Origin of the sequence: Haloferax gibbonsii ATCC 33959 (assembly GCF_000336775.1) — an archaeon.
GTDB classification, from domain to species: Archaea; Halobacteriota; Halobacteria; order Halobacteriales; family Haloferacaceae; genus Haloferax; species Haloferax gibbonsii.
The window spans coordinates 300,549-324,710 of record NZ_AOLJ01000011.1 but is presented as its reverse complement, the minus strand read 5'-3'; the positions used below and the strand labels follow the sequence as shown (position 1 = coordinate 324,710).

At 61.9% G+C, this 24,162-nt stretch carries 27 protein-coding genes; 16 read left to right on the top strand and 11 right to left on the bottom strand.

Going from position 1 to position 24,162, the window contains the following annotated elements:
* Positions 1-51: 51 nt before the first annotated feature.
* The 9 genes from C454_RS04430 (at position 52) to C454_RS20280 (ending at position 7,637) form a co-directional block, all read left to right on the top strand.
* The gene (locus C454_RS04430; RefSeq protein WP_004973054.1) at positions 52-1,062 is read left to right on the top strand and encodes a Cdc6/Cdc18 family protein; all 1,011 of its coding nucleotides are present in this window, start codon (positions 52-54) and stop codon (positions 1,060-1,062) included.
* A 203-nt stretch (positions 1,063-1,265) separates the two neighbouring features.
* Positions 1,266-1,730: a COG1361 family protein gene (locus C454_RS20290; RefSeq protein ID WP_152421518.1), complete on the top strand. Its 465-nt coding sequence runs from the start codon at positions 1,266-1,268 to the stop codon at positions 1,728-1,730.
* Between the two features lie 275 nt (positions 1,731-2,005).
* A complete protein-coding gene (locus C454_RS04420; RefSeq protein WP_049904960.1) occupies positions 2,006-2,767 on the top strand; it encodes a P-loop NTPase family protein in 762 nt (253 codons plus the stop codon).
* A complete protein-coding gene (locus C454_RS20285; protein ID WP_042664242.1) occupies positions 2,754-3,038 on the top strand; it encodes a hypothetical protein in 285 nt (94 codons plus the stop codon). The genes C454_RS04420 and C454_RS20285 overlap by 14 nt, the downstream gene beginning before the upstream one ends.
* Positions 3,039-3,040: 2 nt before the next feature.
* Positions 3,041-5,164 carry a type B DNA-directed DNA polymerase gene (locus C454_RS04415; protein ID WP_049904959.1) on the top strand — a complete coding sequence of 708 codons (2,124 nt, stop codon included), beginning with the start codon at positions 3,041-3,043 and terminating at the stop codon, positions 5,162-5,164.
* A 69-nt stretch (positions 5,165-5,233) separates the two neighbouring features.
* Complete coding sequence (locus C454_RS04410) at positions 5,234-5,782, top strand: SWIM zinc finger family protein (RefSeq protein ID WP_233510271.1); 549 nt, start codon at positions 5,234-5,236, stop codon at positions 5,780-5,782.
* A gap of 48 nt (positions 5,783-5,830) precedes the next feature.
* The gene (locus C454_RS04405) at positions 5,831-6,052 is read left to right on the top strand and encodes a hypothetical protein (protein ID WP_004973044.1); all 222 of its coding nucleotides are present in this window, start codon (positions 5,831-5,833) and stop codon (positions 6,050-6,052) included.
* Positions 6,053-6,165: 113 nt separating this feature from the next.
* A complete protein-coding gene (locus C454_RS04400; RefSeq protein ID WP_004973042.1) occupies positions 6,166-7,095 on the top strand; it encodes a transcription initiation factor IIB in 930 nt (309 codons plus the stop codon).
* Positions 7,096-7,175: 80 nt separating this feature from the next.
* Positions 7,176-7,637 (top strand): hypothetical protein, encoded by a 462-nt coding sequence (locus tag C454_RS20280; RefSeq protein WP_152421517.1) that lies wholly within the window; start codon positions 7,176-7,178, stop codon positions 7,635-7,637.
* A 69-nt stretch (positions 7,638-7,706) separates the two neighbouring features.
* On the opposite strand, the gene C454_RS04395 is transcribed toward C454_RS20280, so the two are convergent.
* Together C454_RS04395 and C454_RS04390 are read right to left on the bottom strand one after the other, a co-directional pair.
* Positions 7,707-8,006: a DUF3006 domain-containing protein gene (locus tag C454_RS04395; RefSeq protein WP_004973041.1), complete on the bottom strand. Its 300-nt coding sequence runs from the start codon at positions 8,004-8,006 to the stop codon at positions 7,707-7,709.
* Positions 8,003-9,454 carry a lamin tail domain-containing protein gene (locus tag C454_RS04390; RefSeq protein ID WP_081605185.1) on the bottom strand — a complete coding sequence of 484 codons (1,452 nt, stop codon included), beginning with the start codon at positions 9,452-9,454 and terminating at the stop codon, positions 8,003-8,005. The genes C454_RS04395 and C454_RS04390 overlap by 4 nt, the downstream gene beginning before the upstream one ends.
* A 156-nt stretch (positions 9,455-9,610) precedes the next feature.
* On the opposite strand from C454_RS04390, the gene C454_RS04385 reads away from it, so the two are divergent.
* Together C454_RS04385 and C454_RS04380 are read left to right on the top strand one after the other, a co-directional pair.
* Entirely contained in the window at positions 9,611-9,916 is a 306-nt protein-coding gene (locus C454_RS04385) for a toxin-antitoxin system TumE family protein (protein ID WP_004973038.1), read from the top strand.
* Positions 9,917-9,940: 24 nt separating this feature from the next.
* On the top strand, positions 9,941-10,345 hold the full coding sequence (locus tag C454_RS04380; protein WP_004973037.1) for an HVO_A0114 family putative DNA-binding protein: 405 nt from the start codon (positions 9,941-9,943) through the stop codon (positions 10,343-10,345).
* A 140-nt stretch (positions 10,346-10,485) separates the two neighbouring features.
* Here the strand turns inward: C454_RS04380 and C454_RS04375 are convergent, their stop codons facing one another.
* The 7 genes from C454_RS04375 to C454_RS04345 form a co-directional block, all read right to left on the bottom strand.
* Positions 10,486-12,540 carry a VirB4 family type IV secretion system protein gene (locus C454_RS04375; protein ID WP_204365850.1) on the bottom strand — a complete coding sequence of 685 codons (2,055 nt, stop codon included), beginning with the start codon at positions 12,538-12,540 and terminating at the stop codon, positions 10,486-10,488.
* Entirely contained in the window at positions 12,533-13,636 is a 1,104-nt protein-coding gene (locus tag C454_RS04370; protein WP_004973034.1) for a hypothetical protein, read from the bottom strand. Before C454_RS04370 ends, C454_RS04375 begins: the two co-directional genes overlap by 8 nt.
* Positions 13,636-14,748, bottom strand: coding sequence for a hypothetical protein (locus C454_RS04365; protein WP_004973032.1), 1,113 nt, complete (start codon positions 14,746-14,748; stop codon positions 13,636-13,638). Before C454_RS04365 ends, C454_RS04370 begins: the two co-directional genes overlap by 1 nt.
* Positions 14,749-14,844: 96 nt before the next feature.
* Entirely contained in the window at positions 14,845-16,485 is a 1,641-nt protein-coding gene (locus C454_RS04360) for a hypothetical protein (RefSeq protein WP_152421516.1), read from the bottom strand.
* A gap of 34 nt (positions 16,486-16,519) precedes the next feature.
* Positions 16,520-16,765: a hypothetical protein gene (locus C454_RS04355; protein WP_004973027.1), complete on the bottom strand. Its 246-nt coding sequence runs from the start codon at positions 16,763-16,765 to the stop codon at positions 16,520-16,522.
* 539 nt (positions 16,766-17,304) lie between these two features.
* Positions 17,305-19,086: a histidine kinase N-terminal 7TM domain-containing protein gene (locus tag C454_RS04350; RefSeq protein ID WP_049904958.1), complete on the bottom strand. Its 1,782-nt coding sequence runs from the start codon at positions 19,084-19,086 to the stop codon at positions 17,305-17,307.
* A gap of 114 nt (positions 19,087-19,200) precedes the next feature.
* Positions 19,201-20,103, bottom strand: coding sequence for a UbiA family prenyltransferase (locus tag C454_RS04345; protein WP_004973023.1), 903 nt, complete (start codon positions 20,101-20,103; stop codon positions 19,201-19,203).
* Positions 20,104-20,293: 190 nt separating this feature from the next.
* Between C454_RS04345 and C454_RS04340 the strand changes: the two genes are divergently transcribed.
* The 4 genes from C454_RS04340 to C454_RS04325 all read left to right on the top strand — a co-directional run bounded on the left by C454_RS04340 (position 20,294) and on the right by C454_RS04325 (position 22,389).
* Positions 20,294-20,692 carry a ubiquitin family protein gene (locus C454_RS04340; protein ID WP_004973022.1) on the top strand — a complete coding sequence of 133 codons (399 nt, stop codon included), beginning with the start codon at positions 20,294-20,296 and terminating at the stop codon, positions 20,690-20,692.
* A 99-nt stretch (positions 20,693-20,791) separates the two neighbouring features.
* Positions 20,792-21,259: a zinc ribbon domain-containing protein gene (locus C454_RS04335; RefSeq protein WP_004973020.1), complete on the top strand. Its 468-nt coding sequence runs from the start codon at positions 20,792-20,794 to the stop codon at positions 21,257-21,259.
* 142 nt (positions 21,260-21,401) lie between these two features.
* Positions 21,402-21,968: a DUF7342 family protein gene (locus C454_RS04330; RefSeq protein WP_004973018.1), complete on the top strand. Its 567-nt coding sequence runs from the start codon at positions 21,402-21,404 to the stop codon at positions 21,966-21,968.
* A complete protein-coding gene (locus C454_RS04325) occupies positions 21,961-22,389 on the top strand; it encodes a hypothetical protein (RefSeq protein ID WP_049904956.1) in 429 nt (142 codons plus the stop codon). The genes C454_RS04330 and C454_RS04325 overlap by 8 nt, the downstream gene beginning before the upstream one ends.
* Before the next feature lie 46 nt (positions 22,390-22,435).
* Here the strand turns inward: C454_RS04325 and C454_RS04320 are convergent, their stop codons facing one another.
* Both C454_RS04320 and C454_RS04315 read right to left on the bottom strand, forming a co-directional pair.
* Positions 22,436-22,747 (bottom strand): YdhR family protein, encoded by a 312-nt coding sequence (locus tag C454_RS04320; protein WP_004973017.1) that lies wholly within the window; start codon positions 22,745-22,747, stop codon positions 22,436-22,438.
* Between the two features lie 140 nt (positions 22,748-22,887).
* Positions 22,888-23,712 carry a helix-turn-helix transcriptional regulator gene (locus C454_RS04315; protein ID WP_004973014.1) on the bottom strand — a complete coding sequence of 275 codons (825 nt, stop codon included), beginning with the start codon at positions 23,710-23,712 and terminating at the stop codon, positions 22,888-22,890.
* 200 nt (positions 23,713-23,912) lie between these two features.
* Here C454_RS04315 and C454_RS04310 point away from each other — a divergent pair, with 200 nt between their 5' ends.
* Positions 23,913-24,134 carry a hypothetical protein gene (locus C454_RS04310; protein ID WP_004973012.1) on the top strand — a complete coding sequence of 74 codons (222 nt, stop codon included), beginning with the start codon at positions 23,913-23,915 and terminating at the stop codon, positions 24,132-24,134.
* Positions 24,135-24,162: the final 28 nt, after the last annotated feature.

Genomic DNA, 24,162 nt, shown 5'->3' with positions numbered 1-24,162 from the left:
AGTTTCACTCTGTACCTGACGCCTATACGCACGCCAGCCAACCACACCCACATGATTCGGGACGCTGAGGTGTTGGACGAGGGCTTTGTCCCCAACGACCTCCAACATCGAGATGCGGAACTCACGCACCTCGAGTCCGTCCTGCGGCCGTTTGCGGACGGCGCACCTGGCCAGTCGGTCATCATCACCGGGCCGACCGGTGCTGGAAAGACAGTCACGGCGAAGTACGTCATCGAACAGCTCACAGCCGCCGCGCCAGCAGTACAATCGATTCACCTGAACTGCTGGCGGAGTCACACGCAGTTCCGCGCGTTCTATCGGATTCTCGACGAACTTGGGTTGGCGACGGACATTCACCGCGGGTCGACGCCGCACGACGAACTCATCTCGCGACTCGAAGCGTACGACGGCAATCCGGTTGTCGTCGTCCTCGACGAGGCAGATCAACTCGATTCAACGGACATCTTCTATGACCTCCACTCGCTGCCGAAGTTCGCCCAACTCATCGTCGCGAACGACCGCGACCAACTCTTCGGCCGGCTGAATTCGCGACTCCAGAGTCGCCTGCAGAGTGGCGAACACGTCACGATGTCCCGGTATCCGCCCGACGAACTCGTGTCGATTCTATCGGTCCGCGTCCGATGGGGTCTGGAAACCGGTGCGGTCTCACAAGATATCCTCGAACGGATTGCGGATGCCGCTGCCGGTGACGCCCGCGTCGCGCTTGGGATGTTGCGTCGGGCGGCCAACTACGCCGTCCGTGAACAGCGAGACGAGATCACGTTCGAGGTACTCGAAGCAGCGATGCCAGATGCACGGGCACAGATTCGCCAGCGAAACGTCGATGCGCTCAACGACCACCAACGAGCCGTCTTGGATACCGTTCGTGCCTATGGCCCGTTGAGCCCGCAGGAGATTTACGACCACTACGAACAGCAGATGGACGACCCAAACCAGCTTCGCACGGTGAAATCGTATCTCTCAAAACTGACCGAATACCGACTCATCGAGGCTGAGGGGTCGACCAGAGACCGGGTGTATCGGCCGGTGCAGTCGACCTAGTTGAGCTGTTGGATATCCTCGAAGACGTGGAGTGGTGTGCGAGAGACATCAGTTGTAATTGGAGATAGTGAACTAGATTTGTGGTTCCCTCGTCACCGAGGTCACTAAGCAACGGATCCTGGTTTGAGAATTATAGGACATTCTAGTTGACTAGTGATTAATTTCTTAACCTTCAATTCCACAATACTGTATTGTATACTAACATGAATCGGAGAGAGTACATCACAGCGTTCGGCACAACGATGATTGGGCTCACAACGGCTTCGGGGCCTGTTGCGGCAGACACAGCAAATGGTTCGCTCGAACTCGTCAGTTCGCCGAATCAAGACGAGTATTCAGATGGCGAAGAAGTAAGTGTCACAGTTGAGGTAACGAACGACGGTGGGAGCTCAAACACGATGTACGTCGGCTATTCCGTTGTTGATCCGAGCGGGGCAATGCTCGATAACGGTAAAACAACCGACAAAGACACAGACTACCTCTCCCCAGGGGAAACTCAGGAAGTAGAGGTCACGTGGGAAGTCACAAGTGAGGCGTCGCCCGGTAACTACGGGTATCTCGTCAAACTCTGGGACGACAGACAAAACAATGGCGCACCTGACGAAGGGTTGTACAACGAATTAGACGCGATTGACCACTCCGACGACAACGTCTTCGAGGTAGTGTGAATCATCACTCGTAGGGCTCTTGATCCTACGTTTTCGTCAACTCAGTAAGTTAGACTGACGACGAAATTTCACGTAGTCAAATTTCCGACTACTGGCGAGGAGGTTATGTTCTCCTCCGCCGGGTTGAGTATCACCCGTCTTGATTCGTGCAGGTCACGAATTGCACGAAACAGAGAGTACCGCAGTCATGCGATTCTGACCACGACCATCGGGGTTTCGTGAACTCGTGTACCGACCCAAGTTCGCTTATCGGACTCCTGAGCGAACAGCTGTGTATGCGACCAGAGTTTCAACAGCGTCGCCGCGAGTCAGCGACTGAGACGGCGCAGACAACCCGTGAGTCGTCCCCACCCGAATTGCCGACACTCGATGGCGGCTACCACCGACTCGTCGTCGAAAACGAGCCGCGGCCCGTGCAGATTCTACAGGCGCTCGTTTTGGACCACGTCCTCACCACCGGTGGCGATGTGTTGTGGCTTGACGCCGCCAATCACGCGAATGCGGCATCGCTGACGCGACTCTCGCCGAGCCGCCGACTCCTCAACCGCATCCACGTCGCCCGGGCGTTCACGCCGTACCAGCACGCGGAGTTAGCGACGACGCTCCAGGCGACGGTTGCAGAGAGCGACATCGACCCATCACTCGTCGTCTGTCCCGGCCTCGACGCACTCTACGATACAGACGAGGTTGCCGACGCGGTCGGGAAGCCACTCTTGTCGCGGGCGGTCGCCGCACTCAAGCGAGTCGCTCGGGAGTCAGACGCAAGTCTGCTTGCGACGCACCTCGGCCGTCCCGAGACGAGTCCGTACGCGGAAATCGTGGCGCGGGCCGTGCCATCGACGCTCTACTGCGAGCAGACGCGGTTTGGCCCGCGGTTCCGCGGTCCAGACTTCGAGACGCTGGTCTATCCCGATGCGACGGGGATGCAGACGACGCTTGCGTTCTGGCGTGACGTCTTAGCGCATCGTGCGACTGCCTCGGACATGGCCGTCGAACCAGCGACGCCAAGCGGGGTGATGATCGATGGGACGCAGTAGTCCGACCTATCGCGACCTGTTGCGGCGACTCGAACATGAGTGGGACGACTTCGAGCGCGCGCTTCGACGCCAGGACACGGGCCCATACAGCCGCTTGTGGGGCAATGCAACGCGATACGCGGACGCAGCGGGATATCAGAACCCACAGGAGCCGATGGACGCGGTGTTTCTCTCGATGCTCTTGGCGCACCAGCGGGCGCTCGAAGACCTCTACGACGAACTGGACGTGGCCGACCAGGCGGCGTGGTCTCCCCCGGACGACCGAGAGTGACGATGTGGTACACGTTCGACTTCATCGACGGCGACGTGTATCGCTGGACACCCGCAGGCGACACCGGAACCGCAACGTACGATATCGATTCGACGTATCGGCCGCGGTTCTACGTTCGTGGGGCACGCGAGACGCGAGCCGCGTACGAACGCGCACTCGAACCACATCCATCGGTTGCCACTGTGAAGACGGTCGAGCGGCGGCCGGGGTTCGGCGAGTCGCCCGAGCCGGTGACGATGATTGAGGCCACCACAGTCGATGCGGTCCCGACGCTCGCCCGCCAAACCAATCAGGTCGCGCTCCCGGACGAACTTCGGTGTTACAACGTTGATTTCTCTCCAGAGTTCCGGTACTGCCTCGAAACCAACACCGACCCGACGCCGACGACGCGACTCACAACGGTCGAACTGAGTCTGCCGCGAGCGCGCACGGCTGACGGGAAGCTATCGACGGTGACGATTGACGGCGAGACGGTCCGCGGGTCGCAGGCGACAGTCGTCGACGCGGTGGCGACGCGCGTCGCCGAGTGTGATCCAGACGTACTGTTTGTCAACGCGGCTTCGGTCATTCCACGACTGTTCGCGGCGGCACGCGACGAAGGACACACGCTGGAACTCGGTCGTGGCCCGCACGCCGCGACGTATCAGACACTCGCTGGCGAGTCGACGTATCACTCCTACGGACAGGTGGGTCACTCGCCAGCGCGCTACAACGTCCCCGGTCGCGTCGTGATCAATCGATCGGCCTCGTTTTTCCTCCGAGAGACGAATCTAGCTGGCTGTCTTGACCTCGTCGAGCGGTCGCGGAAACCGCTCCAAGAACAGGCGTGGGCCTCTATCGGAAACGTGCTGACCGCAATCCAGATTCGAGCCGCACAGCGTCGGGACGTGCTCGTGCAATGGCGGGCGTGGCGTCCCGAATCGTGGAAGACGATGGGATCGCTGTACACCGCCGACCGCGGGGGCTTTACATTCACCCCAGACGTCGGCGTCCACACCGACGTTCACGAGGTCGACTTTTCGAGTCTGTATCCGAACATCATCATCACCCGCAACATCAGCCCGGAGACGGTGCGGTGTGACTGCTGTTCGACTGCCGACGTGCCCGAGCTTGGGTACTCAATCTGTGACCGGGGCGGCTATCTCCCTGACGTACTCGACCCGCTCGTCTCGGACCGCGATGCGATCAAAGACCAACTCGAAGAAACAACCGACCCAACAGAGCGTGCGCGCCTCGAGGGAGAGTCGGCCGCGCTCAAATGGATTCTCGTCTCGTGTTTTGGGTATCAGGGATTCTCGAACGCGAAGTTCGGGCGCATCGAATGCCACGAGGCGATCAACGCGTTCGCGCGGTCGATTCTCCTCGATGCGAAAGACCAGTTGGAAGCGGCTGGCTGGGATGTCGTTCACGGCCTCGTCGATAGTCTGTGGGTGACCCCCGCATCCGACCGCAATCAGCGACCACTCACCGAGGTCTGCCGAACGGTGACAGATGATGTCGGTATTCGCTTAGAGTACGAGGGCGCGTTCGACTGGGTTGCGTTCGTTCCGAAGCGTGACTCTACGGAGGGTGCCCTCACCAAATACTTCGGCAAATACGCGGAGCCAACAGCGGCTGGGTCGGCGTACAAATACCGAGGCATCGAGTGTCGCCAACGGAGCACCCCATCCTTCGTTGGGAGCGTCCAGAAAGCACTCATTCGGACGTTCGACCAGTACCGCGAGCCTGGGTCGGTCATCGACAAACTGGCCGGTCATATCGATGCGTTGCACGCGGGCCGTGTCGACCCCTCGGACCTCGTGATCACCACGCGAACGTCGAAATCGCTCACCGAGTACACCCAGGCGACCCAGACGGTTGCGGCGCTGCAGCGAGCGGACGGACTGTATGACGACGACCAGCCTGCAGGAAGCACGGTCGAGTACGTCGTCGTCGACGACGACAAGCAGGGACATGAACGTGTTGCGCTCCGCGAAGAAGTGCCGTCAACGTACGACGCCGAGTTCTACGCAACGGCGCTAATTCGGGCGGCAACGAGCGTGCTCGCTCCGTGTGGGTGGACCCAAGCACGCATCGAACGAGCGCTCGCGGAGACCACCGAGACGTCGCTGGCCCGATGGGCGTGAGCGACCGCCGAGCAATTTTATCGCCCCCACACAGGGTGCGGGGGCTCACCACGAGCGCTCGCCGTGCCAATGACTACGACCCGACCACCCACCAGACAGTCTGTATCGACATCGACCCACCGCGGTCACGACCTCGTCCGCGTGACGGAGTGGCTGCCAGGAAGCAAGCCAACTGACTACGACATCGAACTGTCCGACGGCGACGGCTACCGAACGCGCTTTTGGCGCTGTCGGAACTGTGGCCACGAGCGGAATCGGCGCGACGAGTTCCGCGAGCCGTGTCGCGCGACACCGGGCCGCCCGCTCGTGAGTGACGGCGGCTACGCGGTCGAGGATTCGCGGACGTGGAAAGCACTCACCGAATCGATGACCGTCCGATTCGGGACCGTCGGCCCGCGCTACGAAGTCGACTCCTCAAGCGGGAACACCTACGAGGTCGATATTGCGGCTGGCACCTGTAGCTGTCCGGACCACCAGAAACGCGGTGTCGAGTGCAAGCACCTGAGACGGGTGTTGTTCGAACTCCGGACGCGCATCCTGCCGCAGCCGGACGGCCGCTTCGCGCGGTGTGAACGAGAGTCGCGACGAGAGACGAGCGCGTTCAGGCAATCGCGGTGAATTGTATCGCCCCCTGAGGGGTGCGGGGGAACTCACCTCGCACTTCTGATGGCAACGAACGATACCAACCACGACAGCGGCATCGCCGAACGAACACCGACCGGACACGAGATTCTCGTCGTCACCGAGTGGGACGACGACACACCGTCGCTCGAAACACTGGCGCAGTTCGACCAGGGTCGGCGGCGCGTCTGGCGCTGTGTCCAGTGCGGCGAAGAACGGCATGAGCCGTCCGGGTTCGAACAGGACTGTCCGTCTCAGTCGGTGTAGGTCGCGGGCAACGCGACGACGACACGCTACACACCGGAGCGCACCGCCAGCCAATTGTATCACCCCCTGAGGGGTGCGGGGTGGCGAACCAGGCCATCTCACGACCGACACCCATGTCTCTGAGAGAAATCTACAACCGAACCTTCGACGAATCGTGCGGGAAATCCATCGATGCTAGCGAGTGTCCCGAATGTGACGGACGACTCACGACAGACGGCGGTGAAACGGCTTGCGAGGCGTGTGGGCTCATCGTCGACCAGTACTATTTCGACCACACCCACGGCCCGCGTGTGTTCGACGAGGACCCACACTCAGTTCCGCGAACGGGTGGCCAACTCACTCCAGCACGACACGACAGAGGAGTCTCCGCGGAAATCGGTTACAACCGCGATGCGAACGGCCGGACGGTGTCTGCCAAGAAGCGACGACAACTTCACCGACTTCGGCGCGAACATCGCCGGGCACGCTTCGAGACGAAAGCGGAGCGAAACCTCGCGACCGCGCTCGGTGAAATCAGCCGGATGGGAAGCGCACTCGACTTGCCGTGGAGTCTCATCGAAGAGGCGAGTCAGCTCTACCGACGCGCCCAAGACGCAGACCTCATTCGGGGGCGGTCAGTCGAGATGATCGCCGCGGGGTGCCTGTATGCGACGTGTCGTCGTCGTGGCCTCCCACGCCCACGTGATGAAATCGCGAGCGTCGCACGCTGTTCGTGTGACCAAGTCCAGACGGGCTACCGGGCGCTCAACAGTGAGTTAGGAATCGATGCACAGGTCGTCACCGCGCGGACGTACGTCACTCGACTCGGCTCCGAGAGCGACCTCTCCTCGCGGGTGCAGTCGCGAGCGTACGAACTCGCGACGAGTGCGGACGAAGAAGGGATCACAAACGGGCGGAATCCAGCTGGCGTCGCGGCGGCGTGTCTCTATCTCGCGGGAACTGAGTTCGATGTGGGACCCACACAGACTGCACTCGCCGCACTCGCGGACGTCTCGGTCCCAACGCTCAGAGCGCGGTACGTCGAATTGACAGCACTGGCGTGAGTTGGGCGAACGACCCACTAAATTCTCAAATTTAGTATTTTAGTCCATAGCGTTATCGGCGATTATTATGATACTCGCTCATGGACAATTGCAGTTATCAACGGCGAGCATTCATCGCAGCAACGACTACTGGGCTGCTCGGTGGACTGGCTGGTTGTACCGGGGGAGACAGTGAGGCAGAAGCAGTGAGCCCGGACCCTGAGCCGACACAGACGAGCGACGAGTCTGGCCAAGCAGCGCCCACGTGTGATACGTCTAAAGTTGAGGATGAATCGCTCGTCAAAGCTCGGTGGGAAGGATACGCGAATGGGACGACAGAAATTGAGAGTGTAGATTTGACCGTGACGAGTGTTGTTGATTTCCCGATACAAGTTGCCGCACAAGTCTTTTTCTACAGGGAGAAAGGAGGGTTCGAGCCATCAACTATCGCAAAGAAGGGGTTTGGCGTTCTCGAACCAAACGAGCGGAAGACGCTGACCGTCACCAGAACAGGAGTTAGTTCTAAAGATTGGGACGTCGAACTGCTGTTTAGCTGTCCCTGACAGTCGTTCTGTAGTAACTGGGCCTCCTCGAGCGCACAACTCGTGGACAAAACGGCGACGGCCGGCTGCTTAGGCGTCTTCGTCGTCCGCGTTGTCAGCAGCCGGCGGGCGTCGCGAGAGTCGGTCGAAGCGTGATTGAGCGGCCTCGGTTCGCGCCTCGGTTTCGTCGGGTTCGTACCGTCCACCGTCGTATGCGCCGTCGACGACGGAAATCGTCAGGACTGCGTTTTGGGTTCTCGCTCGCCACGGCAACGCACCGCGGTCGACGACGAGTTGGTCGATATCCTGACCGTCGGCTTCGACGAGCAACACCGCGCGGTCGTCCTCGAATCGGTCGACTGTCGCCGTGTACGTCCCGTCTGGAATCATGCGTACGTCTCCTCAACTACGACCGCGCCGGTATTATCTACCACGGTGATGGTATCGCCACCGTTGTTCCAGATGGCCGACCCAGAGCCCCAGTAGTAGTCTGTCGACGTATCCGTGCCAGTCCCGGTGTGGAGGGTAATCGTCGCACTTGCGTCAAGTGTCGTCCCCGATGGGAAGGTGTACGTCCGACCTGCAGCATCGGAGACAGTCCACCCGGAGATATCGAGCGTCTCGCTTCCGGTGTTCTCGAAGACAATGTACTCGTCGTTCAGATTGTCCGTGTCGGCCCCCGCAGCATCGGCGTGTACGTCGGCGACGACAAGCGACGCAGCTGTCGGCTCGGTCTCAGTTTCAGTCCCACCGTCGGTTGCGACCGGCGTGAGCGTCGAGACCGTCCCGTCGGTCGTAATCGTCGTCCGGGCCGACACGTCGCCAGTCGTTCCCGGTTCGACTGCCGTCCCCTCACGGAGTTGTGTCGGGTCAGTCGGTGCATCGCGTTGGGTGCTCACGGTGACTTGCTGGCCGTCGCTTTCGAAGACAATCGTTCCGTGCGTTGCCGTCCAGTACGTCGGGACGGACTGCGCTGCGAGTCGAGACAGCGTCTCTTCGTTCGGGTGGCCGTACTGGGAGTCGTACGCGCTCGAGACGACGGCGACCTGTGGCTGGACGGCCTCGAGGAACGGTGCGGTGGTACTTCCAGCGGAGCCGTGGTGGCCCGTTTTGAGTACCGTCGCGTGCAACTGCGAACCGTACGTGTCGACGAGATACTCTTCGGCTTCGTGTTCGGCGTCGCCGGTCAACAGGAAGCGCGTCGACCCGAACTGCGTCATGAGGACGATACTGTTCTCGTTGCGATCTTCGTTGGCGAGGTAGCCCTCGGGTGGTGACAGGACCTGTGAGGTCACCGCTCCCATTTGGATTTCGTCACCGGCCTGCGTGCGGTAGAGCGGCACGTCGTGTTGTTCGACGGCATCGAGATACGCCTCGTACGTCTGGGAGGTGGAGGTAATCCCGGGGTCGTACACCGCACCGATACCGTCCGCCTGCGTTTCGAAGTAGTCGATAACAGCCGCGTTCCCACCGATGTGGTCCGCATCGGAATGGGAGGTCACGAGATAGTCGATGCGATCGATCTCGTGTGCTTGGAGGTACGAAAGCACGTGTTCACCGTCGTCTCGGAAGTCACCGGTGTCGATCAGCATTGTCTCACCATTGGGTGCGACGAGGAGTGTACTGACTGACTGTCCGACGTTGATGAAATGAACCTCAAGTGTGCCGTTGACCGACGTGACAGTCTGGGATGATTGTGTCGTCGCAGTCGGTGTTGTCGTGGGCGTTGCTGTCGGCGACGCAGTTGTTCCTGTGTCGGGTGCGGGGCCACCGGCACCAGTACAGCCGGCGATAAAAACGAGGAGGACGACCGCAATCGTCCGGACCTGGAGCGTCATACGACGACATTGGTGGCAGGTGGTTTATCTGTTAGTGGCCCTCTGAAATTCTTGGAAGTTGACACAGACGGAGTGCTGAATACAGCGCTGTCTGTGTAGGGTATGTATTTCGGTCCATAGGCTTATTCCTATGGAGGTAATAACATAGGGTGACGGATGGCGTCCTACATCACGATTGCAGATTGGAAGGCTGTCAAAGACGAATACGTCGTCAATGTAACCATCCGCCAAACGGAGGCTGATAAGTATCCTAGTGGGTGGGACTACAGTCTCCATCTCGGCAGCCTCGGTGGGGACACCATCCTCCGGTACGACAACGCCCACGAACGGACGAAGGGTCATGAGCGACATACCGGGTCTGAAGTCAAGATCATCGACTTCCCTGGGATGCTGACGCTCTACGACCGATTCAAAGAAGAGGCCGAGGAGATGTCATCCGTCTCCTGGGACTGGGAAACGTGAGAAATCGCGACAGGTGATCACGACATGACGAAGCTCAAAGTAACGGTTGGTGAGGGAAACGACCTCGACGAACACACGAGACAGCGACTCAAGGCGGCACAGGCAGGTGAGGAACTCGAAGACGCTCAGCCGGTGCTGAACTTCGACTCGTTCGCAGAACTCAGTCGGCTGCTCAGTCCGAAGAACCTCGAACTGTTAGAGGCGATCTCTAAGGATGAGCCGGACAGCATCCGCGAAGCCGCAGAATTGGTTGACCGTGATTACAAGCAGGTTCACCGGAATCTGACTGAACTGGCTGACATCGGTGTGATCGACTTCGAAGGCGGTGGCCCCGGACTCCCGAAGAAACCCGTACTAGCCTACGACGGTCTCGAAATTGACCTACCGTTCAACAACTCGAACAACAACGTTGGTGCCGCCGCGCCGTAGCCTGCGAGGACCACGGCTCGACGAGCCGATACCGGGTCCCTCGCGTCGCGCCTTCTTGTTCGATGAGTCGTGAACCGCCTCGGGGTCAAGCCCCGAGGCACTCGCCTTGTTCATCTGTAGATTAGTACCAAACCCCCCCGTTAGTCGTCAGCGAGTGGGCTCTCTACTCGGTCGTGTGCGCCGGGGTCGTAATCGATGACCTCGGTCTCGTCGGGCATCGCCCGCACCTCAATCCCGCGCCACTCACCGTCGAGTCCAACGAGCGCTTGTGAGTAGCCGAGTCGGTCAGAGCCGGGGACGGCGTCTTGGACGAATCGCATCTGTGCGTAGTTGAGGCCGAATTCGTTCGCCCAGGTCTCGTCCATCCCATCGAGATGGTGGAACTGCTTGATTGCGCATTGGTCGAGAATCGCTTCCGACTCCGGGTGTTGGAAGAACTCGTCGACGGTCTGGGTGACGAGCCGAATCGAGAGGTCGTGGTGACGGTGGTGTCGGAACACCGTCTCGAGGAACGACAGGCTCTCTGTGTCCTGCATGATGTAGCGGGCTTCGTCGATGACGAAGACGACCTCGTTGTCGGTCTCTTTGGCCCGCTCGTAGACGGCGGCGATGAGCAACTGCATGAGCAGGCTCGTACTGCCACCGACGGTTCCCTCCTGTTGGCCGAGGTCGAGATAGATGAGCTTCTCGTCGCGAATCTCGAACTCGGTCTGCCGGCCGAGGTTCTCGTAACGGCCACCGGCGGCGAACGGGCGAAGCTGGTCGATAAGCCACGCCGCGTCGGCTTCGAGCTTCGCCGTCTCGACAGAACTGCGAATGACGAACTCTTCGGGCGTCTCGGACATCGTCGTCAGCACGTCGAGGACGTCACGCATCGTCGGGCTCTCGTTGTCATGCGTCGCCACGTCGTCGGTGATTCCCTGTTCGAGATACGCTTCGGTGATGGCCAACTCGAGGGTCGTTCGGTGGTCGCCGAGGTGGATGCCACGGAGCGAAAAGAAGTTCGTCAGGAAGCTCAGCACGCTATCGATTTTCTCGTTGAACGGACTGGCATCATCGCCGAGCGTTCGCTGGACGCGCGGCGGTATCGGTTTGATTTCGAGGGGGTTGAGTCCCATCTTGCCACCCACCGTAATCCGGTGGGCGTTGAGCGCTTCGGCGACGCCGGCCCAGTTATTGAGTGGTTCGAGAATGATGCCGATGCGGTCTTTCGAGTTTGCAATCGAGCGGATGAAGTTCTGTTTTGCGCCGAACGACTTTCCGGAGCCGGGGTCGCCGACGGTGAACATCGCATAGCCGTTTTCGCGGGCGAACGCATCGATAACGACCGGGCTGTCGTTGTGTCGGTGAATGCCGACTTCGACGCCATCGGGTTCGAGAATCGTTGGATTGTGTGGCGACGCAAGCAACGCTCCCACGGCCCCGCCGAGGGCAACCACGTCTTCGTCGAACGGGTTGGGACCGAGCGGCGCGGCTGCTTGGAGTCCGCGGTCCTGTGCACAGGTCGCCGTCTTCGGCGTGAGGTTTGCGGGATGGTCGCGAAGGCGTCGCTTGACGGTTCGAACCGCCTCGCGAAGCTCGCCTCGGGTCTCACCACGCACGGTCAGAAACATCGCCTGTGAGAAGACGTGTTGGCCTTCTTCGACGGCGGTGTAGGTCGCGGTGGCTTCGTCAGCCCGCGTCTGGAGATACGAGCCACGAACAGTCTGTTCGAGTTTCGCGTCGACTTGGAGGTTATCGGCGAGCGTCTGCAGTTGGTCGCGAGCGCGAGCTTGATTTTTCGGCTGTAAGCGAACCGTACAGTCAAACTCGATATCGGTGAGATTGAACAGTTCGTTCAGATAGCCGTCTTTGGGATAATCGGGGTAGGACGCCAGATAGAGCGTCGTCGTCCATTGGTCACCGACACGTGCGGCGCGGGTATCCCACTCGATTGCGGCGGGCGCGGCCATCGAGGCGTGTGCGGTGTCAATTGCGTCCAGTATTTGACGGTCGTCGTCTGCTTGCTGTAACACCGACTCATCGAAGACGGCAGTTGGGTCGAACGCCGCAGTCGGTTGGTTCAGCCGACGCCAGCCGACCGTGAGCGCGACGCCAGCCAGAAACGCCAGTCCACTCCCAACGACGGCCCACAGGAGTGGTGCCGACAGCGACGTGAGATTCGACTGGAACGGGAGCACCGGCGTCTCAAACATCGGTCTCCTCCCGCTGGCTGTGTCCGAGCGCTGGTGCCGTTCGAATACTCGCTTCCGGGTCGCCGTACTCGTGGACGGCTCCATTCCAAAACTCGACTGACAGCAGGAACTGCTCTGTCGTTGAGAGCCGTCGGGCTGCCCAACCGCGTTGCTTCCCGATGAGTTCTGTTTCAAGTGTGCGGCACCGTGTGTCGACGGCGTCAAAGAGACGAGCCCGAACCTCCGCTTCGGTCAGTCTCTCTCGGCGCGTCACGAACGGCGTGAGCAACACCCCCACGAGTGGGAGCGCTGTCAGTCGCTCTAGCGGTGTGTCCTCCTCGTGCAGATCGCTGTAGACTTCGAACGGGTCGACTTCAACGCCGAGATAATAGCAGATCTCCTGTGTGCCAGCCATCTCTTCGGGTCGGGTTTCGCGATACTCGGTGAGGAGCCGCTCGAACGCCGGACTCTCGGTCACATCTTCGTCGGTGAGTCGGTCATCGATGCGGTCGATCAGTCGGTCGACGGGGAACGGACGCGTCGTCGCATGGAGGACGAGCGGAAAGTCGAGTTCATTGTTTGCGAACGTCTCGGCGACGTGTTGTCGTTGGGCCCAGTCGCCAGACATCGCGAAATCCATGTTCGATGGATTGAGCTCGACCATCCCGACCATCGTCCCGTCAGTTCGTTCGAGCGCGCCTGCGCCAGGCCACGCAGCGGCGATATTCGTGAGGTCTTGGGTCTGCTCAGTCGGGACGAAGGGGTTGTAATCGCCGAATGTCTGTGTTTGGTTTCCAGTCGCATCGGCTTCGGTGTCGGCGTACGCAGTCGTGAGTGATGGCCGGCCGAGATAGTAGTGGACGAGGTCGCTGAGCCAGGCGGTCGTCGTTCGGTGTGACGGCGTCGCGTAGACGGTAAGGAGGCCACAACAGAGCCCGCCAAGCCCGAGGGGCCAGAGGAGCGAATCGATACCGGTCAGTCCAGCGATGAAGATCCCAACAATTGGAAAGCCAACGAGTGGGTAGAGGTCGCCCTCTTCGATATTGAGGATCGGAATCCGAACCTCTTCGCCGAGCGTTTTCAGGAGTCGTCGTTCTGCAGGTGTGTCTTGTGCCATTAGTAGTATCCAGGGTCGTTCTCAGTTCGGCGATACGTCGGGACGCCGCGCTGGCCGTTCGCGTCAGAAGCGACGTGGTCGTGTTGTGTCGCCGTCGGCGGTGGTGACGACGGCTCGAGTGTGGTTTCAACGGCCCGGGCCGCTGCAGACCGCGCGCCGAGTTTCGCGACCGAGGCGGCACCGGCTGGGCCGCTGACGACGCCCGCACCGACAACCGTTCCAGCGGTGGCAGCGAGTCGCCCAGTCCGCTGTACCGCCCGCGTCGTTCGCGGGATGACATCGCGGAAGAGTCGCCATGCAATGTAGACCGACACGAGCGGGAGCGACGTCGCGAGCAGATACCGAGCAAAGGCGCTTGCTGGCAGCAGCCCGAAGTTAGCGAACGACGTGAGGATGAGGTCGTACGCACCAAACAGCAGGGCAATCGGAAGGGGGAGAATCAGGAGTGGGATGAATCGTCTGCACAGCGACGCTGTGAGTCGCGAGACGACGGGGAGGTTGGCGTACGTGACTGCGAGGCCGAACGGCATCGCGAAGATGTACCCGAACAACAGGAGATCACGAACGACAAACAGTGCTTGGAGGGCCCACATCCCAAGTGCGCCGAGCGCGCCGAGCCCGAACGCGAGAATCGGGTTCGTAATCGTCACGACCAGCAGGTCGGACAGCAACGTGCCGACGCTCGTCACCGGGGGGAGCAATAGCAGGGTGACTGCGTCAACGAGTGTGAGCGATGTTGCGGCAATCCAATACCAGCAGACGATGAGAACACCGCCTGTCCATGCCGACCGCGATGTCGCTCTCGCAATCAACGGATTTCCGAGATTGAACACCCGAATCGTGTTTCTCGCTTGAACGGCCATCACGAGGAGCAGTAACGCGAGGAAGGTGGTCTCCCCAGCGACGAGCGTCTCGTGGAGTGACTGCCACGGCTCGTTCGTCGGGACACCGATGCCAAGGACGCTCTCCGTTTGGGGAGTTGGCGTTCCGAAGGCGGCCGCAGTCAACTGTTCGTAGCCGTCAGTGATGCCGCGTTGAAACCAGCCGGTGACGGCTGTTAGAATGTCGGCAAACCACTCGCTGCCGAGTTCAGACAGCGTCGAGTCAGCCATGCCGCCTCCGGGTTCGACTGTGGGTCTTCGTGGGCAACCGCCTCGCTGGCGGTCGTAATCGGTACAACGGTGAAACGGGTTGTATACTGCGTCGTATCATGTGTTTGGAGAACTGAGGCGGCCAAGCTGGCGAGCGGCGTACAACACGCCACCAGCGGCGAGGAGGAGTTGTGACAGCTCCCAGAACGCGTCAGTGAGGCCCCGGAACGTGGTGAGAGGGTGCCACGTGGTCGTCGCATCGGCGGAGCGATAGGCACGCTGTCCCGGTCGCCACGTCGCTGGACGGTACGTCGCCCGATAGACGCCGGGTTCAGAAACGACGAGTGTCGCCTGTCCGGTCGCATTGAGCGACACAGGCGTTCCAGCGACGATGACCGTGCCACCGGAGTGGTTCGGTCCGGGTATCTCGGTCGACAGCGGTGCGCCAGTTGCTTCGTCTGTGAGGCTTACGCGAAGCGTTGCGTCCGTCGTGGAGTGTGATACAGTCGTCAGTTCGAGCGAGACATTCCGCACACGCTGTGGCGTCGCTGGGAGCGAGCGTGTCGTCGGTGGGCCGAAAACGAGTCCGTGGAGCGTCACCGACGACGCAGCCGGATGATGAAGCCGGAGGCTGTCGACGTGCTGGTACGCCGTCGGCGTAATTGTGAGATTCGAGTCGTCGAGCTGTGGGCGCGCGTGCTGCGTGCCCGTTCGGTCTGCAACCTGTACCGGGCCCCACGGACGGTCCGGCGCTGGGTGGGGGTTCGTTGGAACGGCATGCACGACGAGCGGTCGGACTGTCGGCCGAACCGTCTCTGTTGTCGTCGCAGTCGCTTTGTCGAGCGTCTGCCACGCCGGCTCTTCAGCGGTGTAGAACCGCCACACGTTCTGGACCGCGTGGTCAGGTGTCCCCGAAAGCGTGTACCGACTCCACGACGTCATGTTCGAGAGGAGGACTTTGCGAGTCCCGTCGTGAGTGGCGAGGGCGGCCGTCGTTGCCGCCGGCCGCGTGACGACGACGTCTCGTGTGTCGGTGACTGTGACGTTCGCGGTGATGAGTTCACTTGTCGTCTCGCGCGTACCGTTTGCAGTGACCGTGACTGTCCGTTCGAACGCAGCGGTGACGGTTGCTGTGAGCCGGAACTGCGTTCGCCCCGTCGGCACCTGCTGGTAGGTGAACGTCGGTTGCTGTGTGTTCGAGTCGGTCGCGACAACGTCGGTCTTGGTGGCAAGCGAGACGGATTCGACACGATGGGACTGCAGTCGCCAAGTGACGGTCGTGTTTCCGGTCGTGACTGGGCTGGTGTCGACTCGATAATCGACATAGCCATGGACGGTCCCCGTCGGCCGGACGTACCGCGTTGTCGTCGCATTCTCGTGGACGAGCGTCGACGGCGACACCGTCAGCAGCGACACCCGAACGTCTTGGAGTCGGCCATTGGAACCGGTCGGGGCCGACGATGGACCGATGGACGTGCTTTCGTCACCCGGCGTAATCGACTGCCGAAGGCGTTCGTTCGCCGCCGTTACGTTGGGCGGCGTCTCGTAGGTGAAGTCCGTACACGTTGCGAGTAGCTCGGCTGGCCGGGGGTCGCGTCCGTACTGCTCGCGGTAGCCGTCTGTTGTGAGACAGGTATCCGCATCGTCCGACCACCGTGTCGCATTTGTGTGCGGGGCCGGTTGCGAGTCGTTCTCGGCTGCTGCTGCTCCAACGCCAGCCAGCACGACGAGCGCAATGGCGGCGAGTATGCATGTCACACTACGGACCGAAGTGTGAGACCTCACGCGACCGCTAGATGGGGACGAGGTCGATACACGTCGCGAGCGGGAGACCCATGGTTCCTCCAGCGACGGTGTAGAGCGGGCCGAGTAAGACGAGTGTGAGCGTCGACTTGAGTGCGGTTCGCTTGTGTCGCTTAATCTTCTCTCGTTGGTCTGGGCTGAGCGTGAAAATCTCCGATAGTGAGTTCCCCTGCCAGACGACGACGAGTCCGATGAGTCCAATCGTCGTCGTGAGCTGGAAGAATCCAGAGATCATCGTCGGGAGTCGGTCTGTTTGACAGATGACGCTCTCTTGGGCGAGTGCCGGGTCGACAGCAATGAGACTGAGGAAGACGAATCCAACCAGCCCGTGTCGAGCGAGATGTCTAACCGTCGGTACTGCGTGCGCGTGGGTGGAAGAGCGAGCGCGTGCTGCTGCTCTTCGGACCCGAGTGAATGGTCGAGTCATACTTCTTGGGTAGGCGGGCTTGCACCGCGCTCGAATGGCGACTGCCACCGAACTGTCACCGAATGGGTAGAATTCGGAGACTATCGCTCGTCTTTCTCGATAGCTAGCTATAAATTTGACGCAGTATTATCGATTATGATATTAACAAACTCTCTATTTCAACGGTTTGAATGCAATTTGACAACGATTTCTCAGTAAAAGCTTAGAATTGATATTTACAATTAGCGAGCAACCGTACTGTGATTTTATGACAGCCGATAGGGGTGTCGGCTGTATTCGGCCGACGATTCCGTCTGAGACGAGTGTGGCAAACTTGCGATAACAGATCTCTCCGGTCGCTGAACACCTCATTCGTCCCGCAACGCGGGAATCCGAAGCACCACTTCGGTCCCGCCCTCCTCGCGGGGGTGGAACGCGACGGTGCCGCCGAGTTGGTCGACGCCCCACTTCACCAGCCAGAGCCCGAGGCCGCTGGCGTGTCTGAGTTGCGTCTCGCCGTGGGCGTCGATGGCGGCGAGTTCGCTCGCGTTGATGCCGGGGCCGTCGTCTTCGACGCGAATCACGAGTTCGCGTTCGTCCGCGGTCGCCGTCACGGAGACGACCGGCGTCGACGACGGGTTGTGCTGGACGCCGTTCTCGACGAGTTCGCGAACGATGGGTTCGAGCGTGGGCGCGCAGACGATTTCGGGGTCGGGAAGCGACGAGAGCCGGATGTTCGCACCGGGGGAGTCGGCTCGGACGGCGTCGGCGGCGGCCCGTATCTGGACGGCCGCGGGGAGCAGGCGGATGTCGCCGCTCCCGTCGTTATCGCGGGCCACGCCGAGTTTCCGCGCTTTCTGGCTGATGTTGACGAGCGTCGACGCGTGGTCGTGGAGGGTTTGGGCGTGGTCCCGCGCGTCGTCGAGTTCCCCGCCGTCGATGTCGTCCAAGACGAGGTTCGCGTAGCCTTCGAGGAGGTTCGCCTCGGTCCGGAGGTTGTGTCGGAGGACGCGGTTCATCACCTCGAGTTGCTGGAGATTCAGCCGGCGGTCGGTCACGTCGCGGAAGACGAGCGCGTGGCCGATGTCGCGGCCGTGGTGGTCGGTGAAGGCGCTCGTCCGGAGTTCGAAGTACCGCTGGCCCGACCCGAGCCTGACGGTGACTTGGTCTGTGTCCCGCTGGTCGGGCGAGAACTCCTCGATAACGTCGCCGATGGGCCGCCCCTTGAGTTCGGCGTCGTCGTCGCCGAGAATCCGCGCGGCCGACTGGTTCACGTCGGTGACGCGCCACTTCGTGTCGGTGATGAGCACCGCGTCGGCCATCGTCTCGACCACGCGTTCGCGGGCGACCCACCGCGGGACCGGTCGGGCTTCGAGGAGTTCGTAGCGGCTGATGGCGACGGTACAGGCGAGTCCCGCGAACGCGAAGGCCGCGGGAGTCATGTCGATGGCCGGGCCGTAGAGTTCGAGGAGCGTCGTGGCGGCGTTGCCGAGGACGGGCATCAGCGCCCCGACGATGAGGGTGGCGGCCTGCAGTCGGTAGATCGTCGGCATGTCGAGCGCCGTCCGCAAGATGACGGCTGAGCCGGCGACCCACAGCAGGTAGCTGTATCCCAACACGACCCAGTACAGCGGCCCCCAGTCGGTCTGGAGGACGGTAATCGTCCGCCCGACGGCGGGGACGACGGTCACGGAGCCCCACATCAGGTGATGCAGGGGATTGGTCCACACGGCGACGAGGCTGGCGAGCGGGAGCGCAGAGAGCGCGAGGAGCGACGCCGGTGCGGTGTAGCGGTCTCGCCCGGCGTAGGAAAACGAAAACAGGAACCACGCGAGCGGGGCCGCGAGGACGCCGACCCACTGGAGGTTCGCGAGCGTGAGTTTGAGCGCCATGTCGTCGACGATGAGTTCGAAGAGGTAGCCCGCCGACCACCACCCGCTGGCGAGGCCGAACGCGACCAGCCCGGTCGAACCGGGCGTCGGCCGTCGCCGCCACGCGAACAGGACGACGTAGCCACTTATCACTGCGGTGAGTATCATCAGCCCCACGATGACGACGACGAGCGGCACCGGTTGCGTGAGGAAATGCGCACCGGCGGTTCCCCCGAACACCACCTGTTCGAAAGTAGGCCACCCGATGTTCGGAATCACTATCCAGATAGTTATTCATCGAGTGACAAAAGGGTATTCGAGAATTCGGGGTGGCCGCCTCGGGTCGACAGCTACGCCGGCGTCACTCCGAACGGGCTCTCGGCTCGGTGTGTATCACACGAACGCACCGGCGGGACCGGCAACCGAAGCGACGACCGCGACGCCGACGGCCATCAGTACGCCCTCGCCGTCACGGAGCGTACAGAGCCGCTCGACCGACCGGGACGACCCGGTGAGCGCGTGGGTAATCCACGTCGAATAGGCGACCGACGGAAGGAGCGCGACCGGAGCCCACGCGGGGACGACGCCGACCCACGACGCCGCCCAGACGAGTCCGAGCGAGACGAGTTCCAGTCCGTAGAGGCCCAGTTGCGTGCGGCGGACACCGACGACCGTCGGCAGGGTCTCGACGCCGTTCCGGGCGTCGCCCGTCACGTCACGGACGTTGTGGACTTCGACCGAGATGGCCGAGCGGAAGAAGAACCACAGCGCCGCGACGGCCGCGCCGGCCGCGCCGGCGGCGTACTCGGGTGCCGTCGCGGCGACCGCGAGCGGGATGAACGCGACGGGGACCGCCCACGCGAGCGACACCGTCGCGGTGTTGACGAGAAAGACGTCCTTGAGTCGGTCGACAGACGACAGCGGGACGAGCGGGACGCTGTAGAACGCCGCGACGACGCCCGGAAACAGCGTCAGCCCGAGGGCGTAGACGCCGCCGTGCCGGACGGCGAGCCAGATCGCGACGGCGACGGCGACCACCGAGCACGCGGCGTACACCCGCGGGTGGGACGCCACGAAGGCGGTCCGCTCCGCGTAGTTCTCGGCGTCGGCGTCGAGGTCGGCGAGTTTGTCGAAGTTGTACACGCCGACGGTGATGAGAAAGCCGACGACGAGGGCGGCGTTCGGCGCGATTCCGGCGAGCGCGGACGCGACGAACACCTCGGCGATGGTCGACGCGCCGAGGAATACTGAGCTATGGACGACTGCACTGTACAGGCGGGGGGGGACGATTCGCATTGCGCCTTCGTGTCGTGGCGCGAGCGGATTAGTTGTGAGCCAGACAACAGTTCGGCGCAGTAGTCTAGTCTGGTCTGATCTGGTCTGGTCTGCGGCGCGTCCGAACGTGTTCGGGGCCTCGCTCATCCGGATTCGGTGCGTATCGGAGCGCATGGAGACACGGACTGCCGAGCGGGCGGAACGGAGAGAGATGGGAGCGACAGATGCGGCGTCGGAGACGGCCGAGACGGTGACGACGACGGTCGAGGTCAAACTGACCGGACACGTCAGGTCGGCCGCGGGCACGCATCAGGTCGAGTTCACCTTCGCGGGCGAGACGCTCCGGGCGTTCCTCGACGCGTTCTTCGAAGCCTACGACGTGCGTGACCTCGTCATCGCGGAGCGCGAGGCGGACGCGACGACGCGGGGATGGGCGCGGGTGGAACAACCCCCGGGCACGTGGCGGAAGAACCCCGAAGGGGAGCAGACGCGCCCCTACGCTCGTGTCCTCGTCAACGGCGTGTTCAACGAGAACCTCGACGGCTTCGACACGCTGCTCGAAGACGGCGACCGCGTCGCGCTCATGAAGCCGTTTTTGTACTGTGTGTGAGGGTGGCGTCTGCGTCGGTGAGTACCTCGGAGATGGCGGTGGGTCGCTCCCACGCCCGACCGCCACAGGACTAACGTCCCCCGCCGACAGATGGCAGGTATGTCATCGACCTCCGCGGACGACTCGACTCGCGACCGCGGCCCCGACGAGGCGTTCTGCCGCGACTGCGGCGCGGTCATCGACGCGCGCGCCGAAATCTGCCCCGAATGCGGGGTTCGCCAGCGCGACCCGCCGAAGTCGTCGATCGACTCGGCGCTCGACGACCTCCTCGAAGGCGGCAACCCCTTCGTCGCGGCGGTGTTGTCGGCGATTTTCCCCGGCCTCGGACAGCTGTACAACCGCGAACTCGAACGCGGCCTCGTCTTCGCGGTCGGCTTTATCGTCGCCTCTGTCTCGGTGATGGTCTTCATCGGCTTCCTCCTCGCGCCTGCCGTGTGGCTCTACGCGGTGTACGACGCCTACACCCGCGCCGAACTCCGTGCCGAGGAGTTACAGCGGGCGGCCGACCGGGAACACGAGACGGAGATTTCGGTTAGCGAGGCGGACGACGAGGAGCGCGAGGAATAGACGCGGAGCTTGGGGATAGGTTCGGTTTTCAGGCGTTTTTCATCCGGAGTGTTGCGTGCACGCTCTCCCACACCAACTGCGAAGTTCCTGAAATAATTCTGTTCGCAGTAGATATATCACCGCGAAGGGCGTTACTACGTGTATGGACACGACTGATACGCCCGATGAGATGTCGGACACGGGCGAAGAACCGCCTGCGTTCGATTCGTGGGAATCCCCAGGGGAACTGCTGAAGGGTGGGCCGACGAGAGAGCGTCTGCTGGATGTCGTCCTGCAGGTGCGCGAACCGACGAAAGTGTCGGTGATCGCTGAGCGTGCAGACTGTGATACGGAGACCGCACGGGACTACTTAGCGTGGTTTACCGAGATGGGAATCGTTCGTGAACTGTCTGGGCGACCGGTTCGGTACGAGCGGAACGATTCGTATCTGCGGTGGCGCAGAGTCGAGCGAATCCGCCAGCAGTACTCGGAGATCGAGATTGTCGAGCGGCTCAAAGAGACGGTCGATGCGGCCGAGGCGTACCGGGAACGGTTTGGCGTCGCATCGCCTGATGAGGTCTCCTTGGCAGACGAGCGCCACGAGGAGTCTGTCGAAGAGCGTTGGGAGGCCGTGTCTACGTGGAAGACGCTGGAGGAGCGTGCAGCCTTGTTAGATGCGGCGCGGCGCGATGAGTTGTCGGGCGGGCGTGCTGGGAGCATCAATGCGTGAGGACGAGCCGAACGGTACCGGCGGTATCGACAGCGATGTGTTGGAGCGGATTGGTCGGCGGTTGCGTGGAAGCGCTCGGTTCTCAACCGTCGAATATCGACCATCATACGCACCGAACGCCCTCGTGGCTGATTTTGACACCAGATATTTTCCGGCGGCCGTCGCGCGTGCATCTCTTCGTGTTCGGTGGTTTGTGACGGACGATTTCAGCGCACACTATCTCGAGCAGTATCGTGACGGAGGGTCGTGGGAATGTCGGTGGGACAGACACCCGAACAGCCACAACGACCGCGAGCATTTCCACCCGCCGCCGGACGCGGCGACGCCTGGTGAGGACACGGCGTTTGCGAGAGACTGGCGCGATGTCATTTCACGTGTGCTGTCGGAGCTGAGCGAGCGGATTCAGTCCTTCTGGGAGTAGCGTGTACGGCCTATACGACCTGTGTTGCGCAGCGCTGGGTGGTTGCTCACGCGGTTTCTGGTAGCCCTTCGGTCTCGCGGAGTGGGAACAACAGGTGGGCGTTCGTGACCGCTGGCTCGCCCTTCACGGCGTACGCCGCTCCGACGCCGGCGCTGAGGTCCGACGCGAAGTACGCGTCGCGGGACTCCTCCGAATCGAAGATGAAACACGCGCCGTACCGGTCGCGCTCTCGGTCGTGAACGAAGTACTTCTGTACGAGTCCGTCCACCGCTCGGAACTGCTTCGCCCGCTGGCGCATGGTCTCTTCGATGGCATCGTGCTCTAGCTCGGATTCGAACGTGGCGAAGACGATTTCCATAGTTCTTCATCCGAACGTTCGGTGCGAAGTGTTGTCATGATTCTTGCTGCGTAGTGCTCACTAGGTGAAATCCTCGGCTGAGGCTCGCGTTTCTCCGCAGGACAGTCGAGACTGCTGTTCGAAGCGTTCGTTCGCGTCTCTCAGCCACAGACCTCGGCGAGCACGTCTTCGAGCGGTGCCGCGAGGTCTTCAGCGGTCAACAGGGTCGCGTCGGCCCGATAGGTCTCGAACACGTCCGTCACCCACTCGAGGAACACGTCGTCGTCCGTCTCGATCATGCCGATCGAGACGTCTACGTCGTTCCGCACGACGAGACAGCCGACCCCGTCGTGGACCATCACGGGGTGCGAAATCTCGCCATCGTACACGTAAATGTCAGTACGGTCCGAGGCGACGATGGCTTCGAACTCGTCGAGAAACGCCGAGTCCATGGCGGACTCGAAGACGACCGGGGCGAACACCGCTTCGAACGTCTGTGTGCCGTGGACGATCGACCTGTATCGACCCTCGATGCACGGGTCGGGGAAGAAGTCGGTGAGGCTACGCGCAGTCTCGGAGATTCGTTCGAGCTCCCGCACGCGAGAGACCACGGCGAACGGATTGTACTGCGTTGCGTGCGTGACGGTCGCGTCGGTCAGCTGCTCGACGCTGACGCCAATCTCCTCGAGCGGTACGTACGGGAGGAGTTCGTTCAACTCGCGTGCGACCGCCATGTCACCGTGAAATCGCGCGAACGACGCTGCGACGAATCTGCCGAGCGGCGTCAACGAGTAGTGAGAGCCGTCGCGGACGAGCCAGCCACGCTCTTCGAACGCCTGTACGATGCGGCCGATGGTGGCCGACGAGGCACCGGTCGCCTCCCGAAGCGCCGCCCTGGAGCACCGGCCCTCGGCGAGCATCCGAATCACCACCGGACGGTGCTGAGAGTCCGCGAGGTACCTGATATCGTCGAGCGCCTCGTCCATGGTATAATCTAGCACGCTGTGCGCATAGCTGTTCGCGTTGTGACGGGAGAACAGGCGCGACACCCGGAGATTTCGGGGCGTCGTGACCTTCAGGACCCCTGTGCGTGTGGGTGGGTGCTCACTAGGTGAAACCCACACACCCCCTGTGATTTTAGCAGGAAGAATCATCACGTGGTCCGAGCGCCTCTGTGAGCGTGCATATGGGAGACAGAAACCACCTGCACGTGTGCCAGCACTGCGGCGTCGTCCACGCGACCGCGTCGCCGACGGCCCCCGAGGCGTGTGTCGTCTGCGAGGCGCTCACGTTCAGCCCGTCCGAACTGAACGCACTCCTCCGGACGAGAGGACGCATCGACCCCGAATCGACCGAGACTGACGGCGAGCGGGCGAGGTGGACCTCGCCACTCGTCAGTACGTCTTGAACTACTTCCTGTTTCGCTGAGGAATGCC

What these genes read in the sequence shown, in the direction of transcription:
- C454_RS20280 (WP_152421517.1), top strand. Translation starts at nt 7,176, where the DNA reads ATGGACAATTGCAGTTATCAACGGCGAGCATTCATCGCAGCAACGACT.
- C454_RS04395 (WP_004973041.1), bottom strand. Translation starts at nt 8,006, where the DNA reads ATGATTCCAGACGGGACGTACACGGCGACAGTCGACCGATTCGAGGAC.
- C454_RS04400 (WP_004973042.1), top strand. Translation starts at nt 6,166, where the DNA reads ATGTCTCTGAGAGAAATCTACAACCGAACCTTCGACGAATCGTGCGGG.
- C454_RS04430 (WP_004973054.1), top strand. Translation starts at nt 52, where the DNA reads ATGATTCGGGACGCTGAGGTGTTGGACGAGGGCTTTGTCCCCAACGAC.
- C454_RS04390 (WP_081605185.1), bottom strand. Translation starts at nt 9,454, where the DNA reads ATGACGCTCCAGGTCCGGACGATTGCGGTCGTCCTCCTCGTTTTTATC.
- C454_RS04320 (WP_004973017.1), bottom strand. Translation starts at nt 22,747, where the DNA reads ATGGAAATCGTCTTCGCCACGTTCGAATCCGAGCTAGAGCACGATGCC.
- C454_RS04375 (WP_204365850.1), bottom strand. Translation starts at nt 12,540, where the DNA reads ATGTTTGAGACGCCGGTGCTCCCGTTCCAGTCGAATCTCACGTCGCTG.
- C454_RS04325 (WP_049904956.1), top strand. Translation starts at nt 21,961, where the DNA reads ATGCGTGAGGACGAGCCGAACGGTACCGGCGGTATCGACAGCGATGTG.
- C454_RS04335 (WP_004973020.1), top strand. Translation starts at nt 20,792, where the DNA reads ATGTCATCGACCTCCGCGGACGACTCGACTCGCGACCGCGGCCCCGAC.
- C454_RS04345 (WP_004973023.1), bottom strand. Translation starts at nt 20,103, where the DNA reads ATGCGAATCGTCCCCCCCCGCCTGTACAGTGCAGTCGTCCATAGCTCA.
- C454_RS04380 (WP_004973037.1), top strand. Translation starts at nt 9,941, where the DNA reads ATGACGAAGCTCAAAGTAACGGTTGGTGAGGGAAACGACCTCGACGAA.
- C454_RS04340 (WP_004973022.1), top strand. Translation starts at nt 20,294, where the DNA reads ATGGGAGCGACAGATGCGGCGTCGGAGACGGCCGAGACGGTGACGACG.
- C454_RS04355 (WP_004973027.1), bottom strand. Translation starts at nt 16,765, where the DNA reads ATGATCTCTGGATTCTTCCAGCTCACGACGACGATTGGACTCATCGGA.
- C454_RS04385 (WP_004973038.1), top strand. Translation starts at nt 9,611, where the DNA reads ATGGCGTCCTACATCACGATTGCAGATTGGAAGGCTGTCAAAGACGAA.
- C454_RS04410 (WP_233510271.1), top strand. Translation starts at nt 5,234, where the DNA reads ATGACTACGACCCGACCACCCACCAGACAGTCTGTATCGACATCGACC.
- C454_RS04415 (WP_049904959.1), top strand. Translation starts at nt 3,041, where the DNA reads ATGTGGTACACGTTCGACTTCATCGACGGCGACGTGTATCGCTGGACA.
- C454_RS04405 (WP_004973044.1), top strand. Translation starts at nt 5,831, where the DNA reads ATGGCAACGAACGATACCAACCACGACAGCGGCATCGCCGAACGAACA.
- C454_RS20290 (WP_152421518.1), top strand. Translation starts at nt 1,266, where the DNA reads ATGAATCGGAGAGAGTACATCACAGCGTTCGGCACAACGATGATTGGG.
- C454_RS04370 (WP_004973034.1), bottom strand. Translation starts at nt 13,636, where the DNA reads ATGGCACAAGACACACCTGCAGAACGACGACTCCTGAAAACGCTCGGC.
- C454_RS04310 (WP_004973012.1), top strand. Translation starts at nt 23,913, where the DNA reads ATGGGAGACAGAAACCACCTGCACGTGTGCCAGCACTGCGGCGTCGTC.
- C454_RS04330 (WP_004973018.1), top strand. Translation starts at nt 21,402, where the DNA reads ATGGACACGACTGATACGCCCGATGAGATGTCGGACACGGGCGAAGAA.
- C454_RS04315 (WP_004973014.1), bottom strand. Translation starts at nt 23,712, where the DNA reads ATGGACGAGGCGCTCGACGATATCAGGTACCTCGCGGACTCTCAGCAC.
- C454_RS20285 (WP_042664242.1), top strand. Translation starts at nt 2,754, where the DNA reads ATGGGACGCAGTAGTCCGACCTATCGCGACCTGTTGCGGCGACTCGAA.
- C454_RS04365 (WP_004973032.1), bottom strand. Translation starts at nt 14,748, where the DNA reads ATGGCTGACTCGACGCTGTCTGAACTCGGCAGCGAGTGGTTTGCCGAC.
- C454_RS04420 (WP_049904960.1), top strand. Translation starts at nt 2,006, where the DNA reads ATGCGACCAGAGTTTCAACAGCGTCGCCGCGAGTCAGCGACTGAGACG.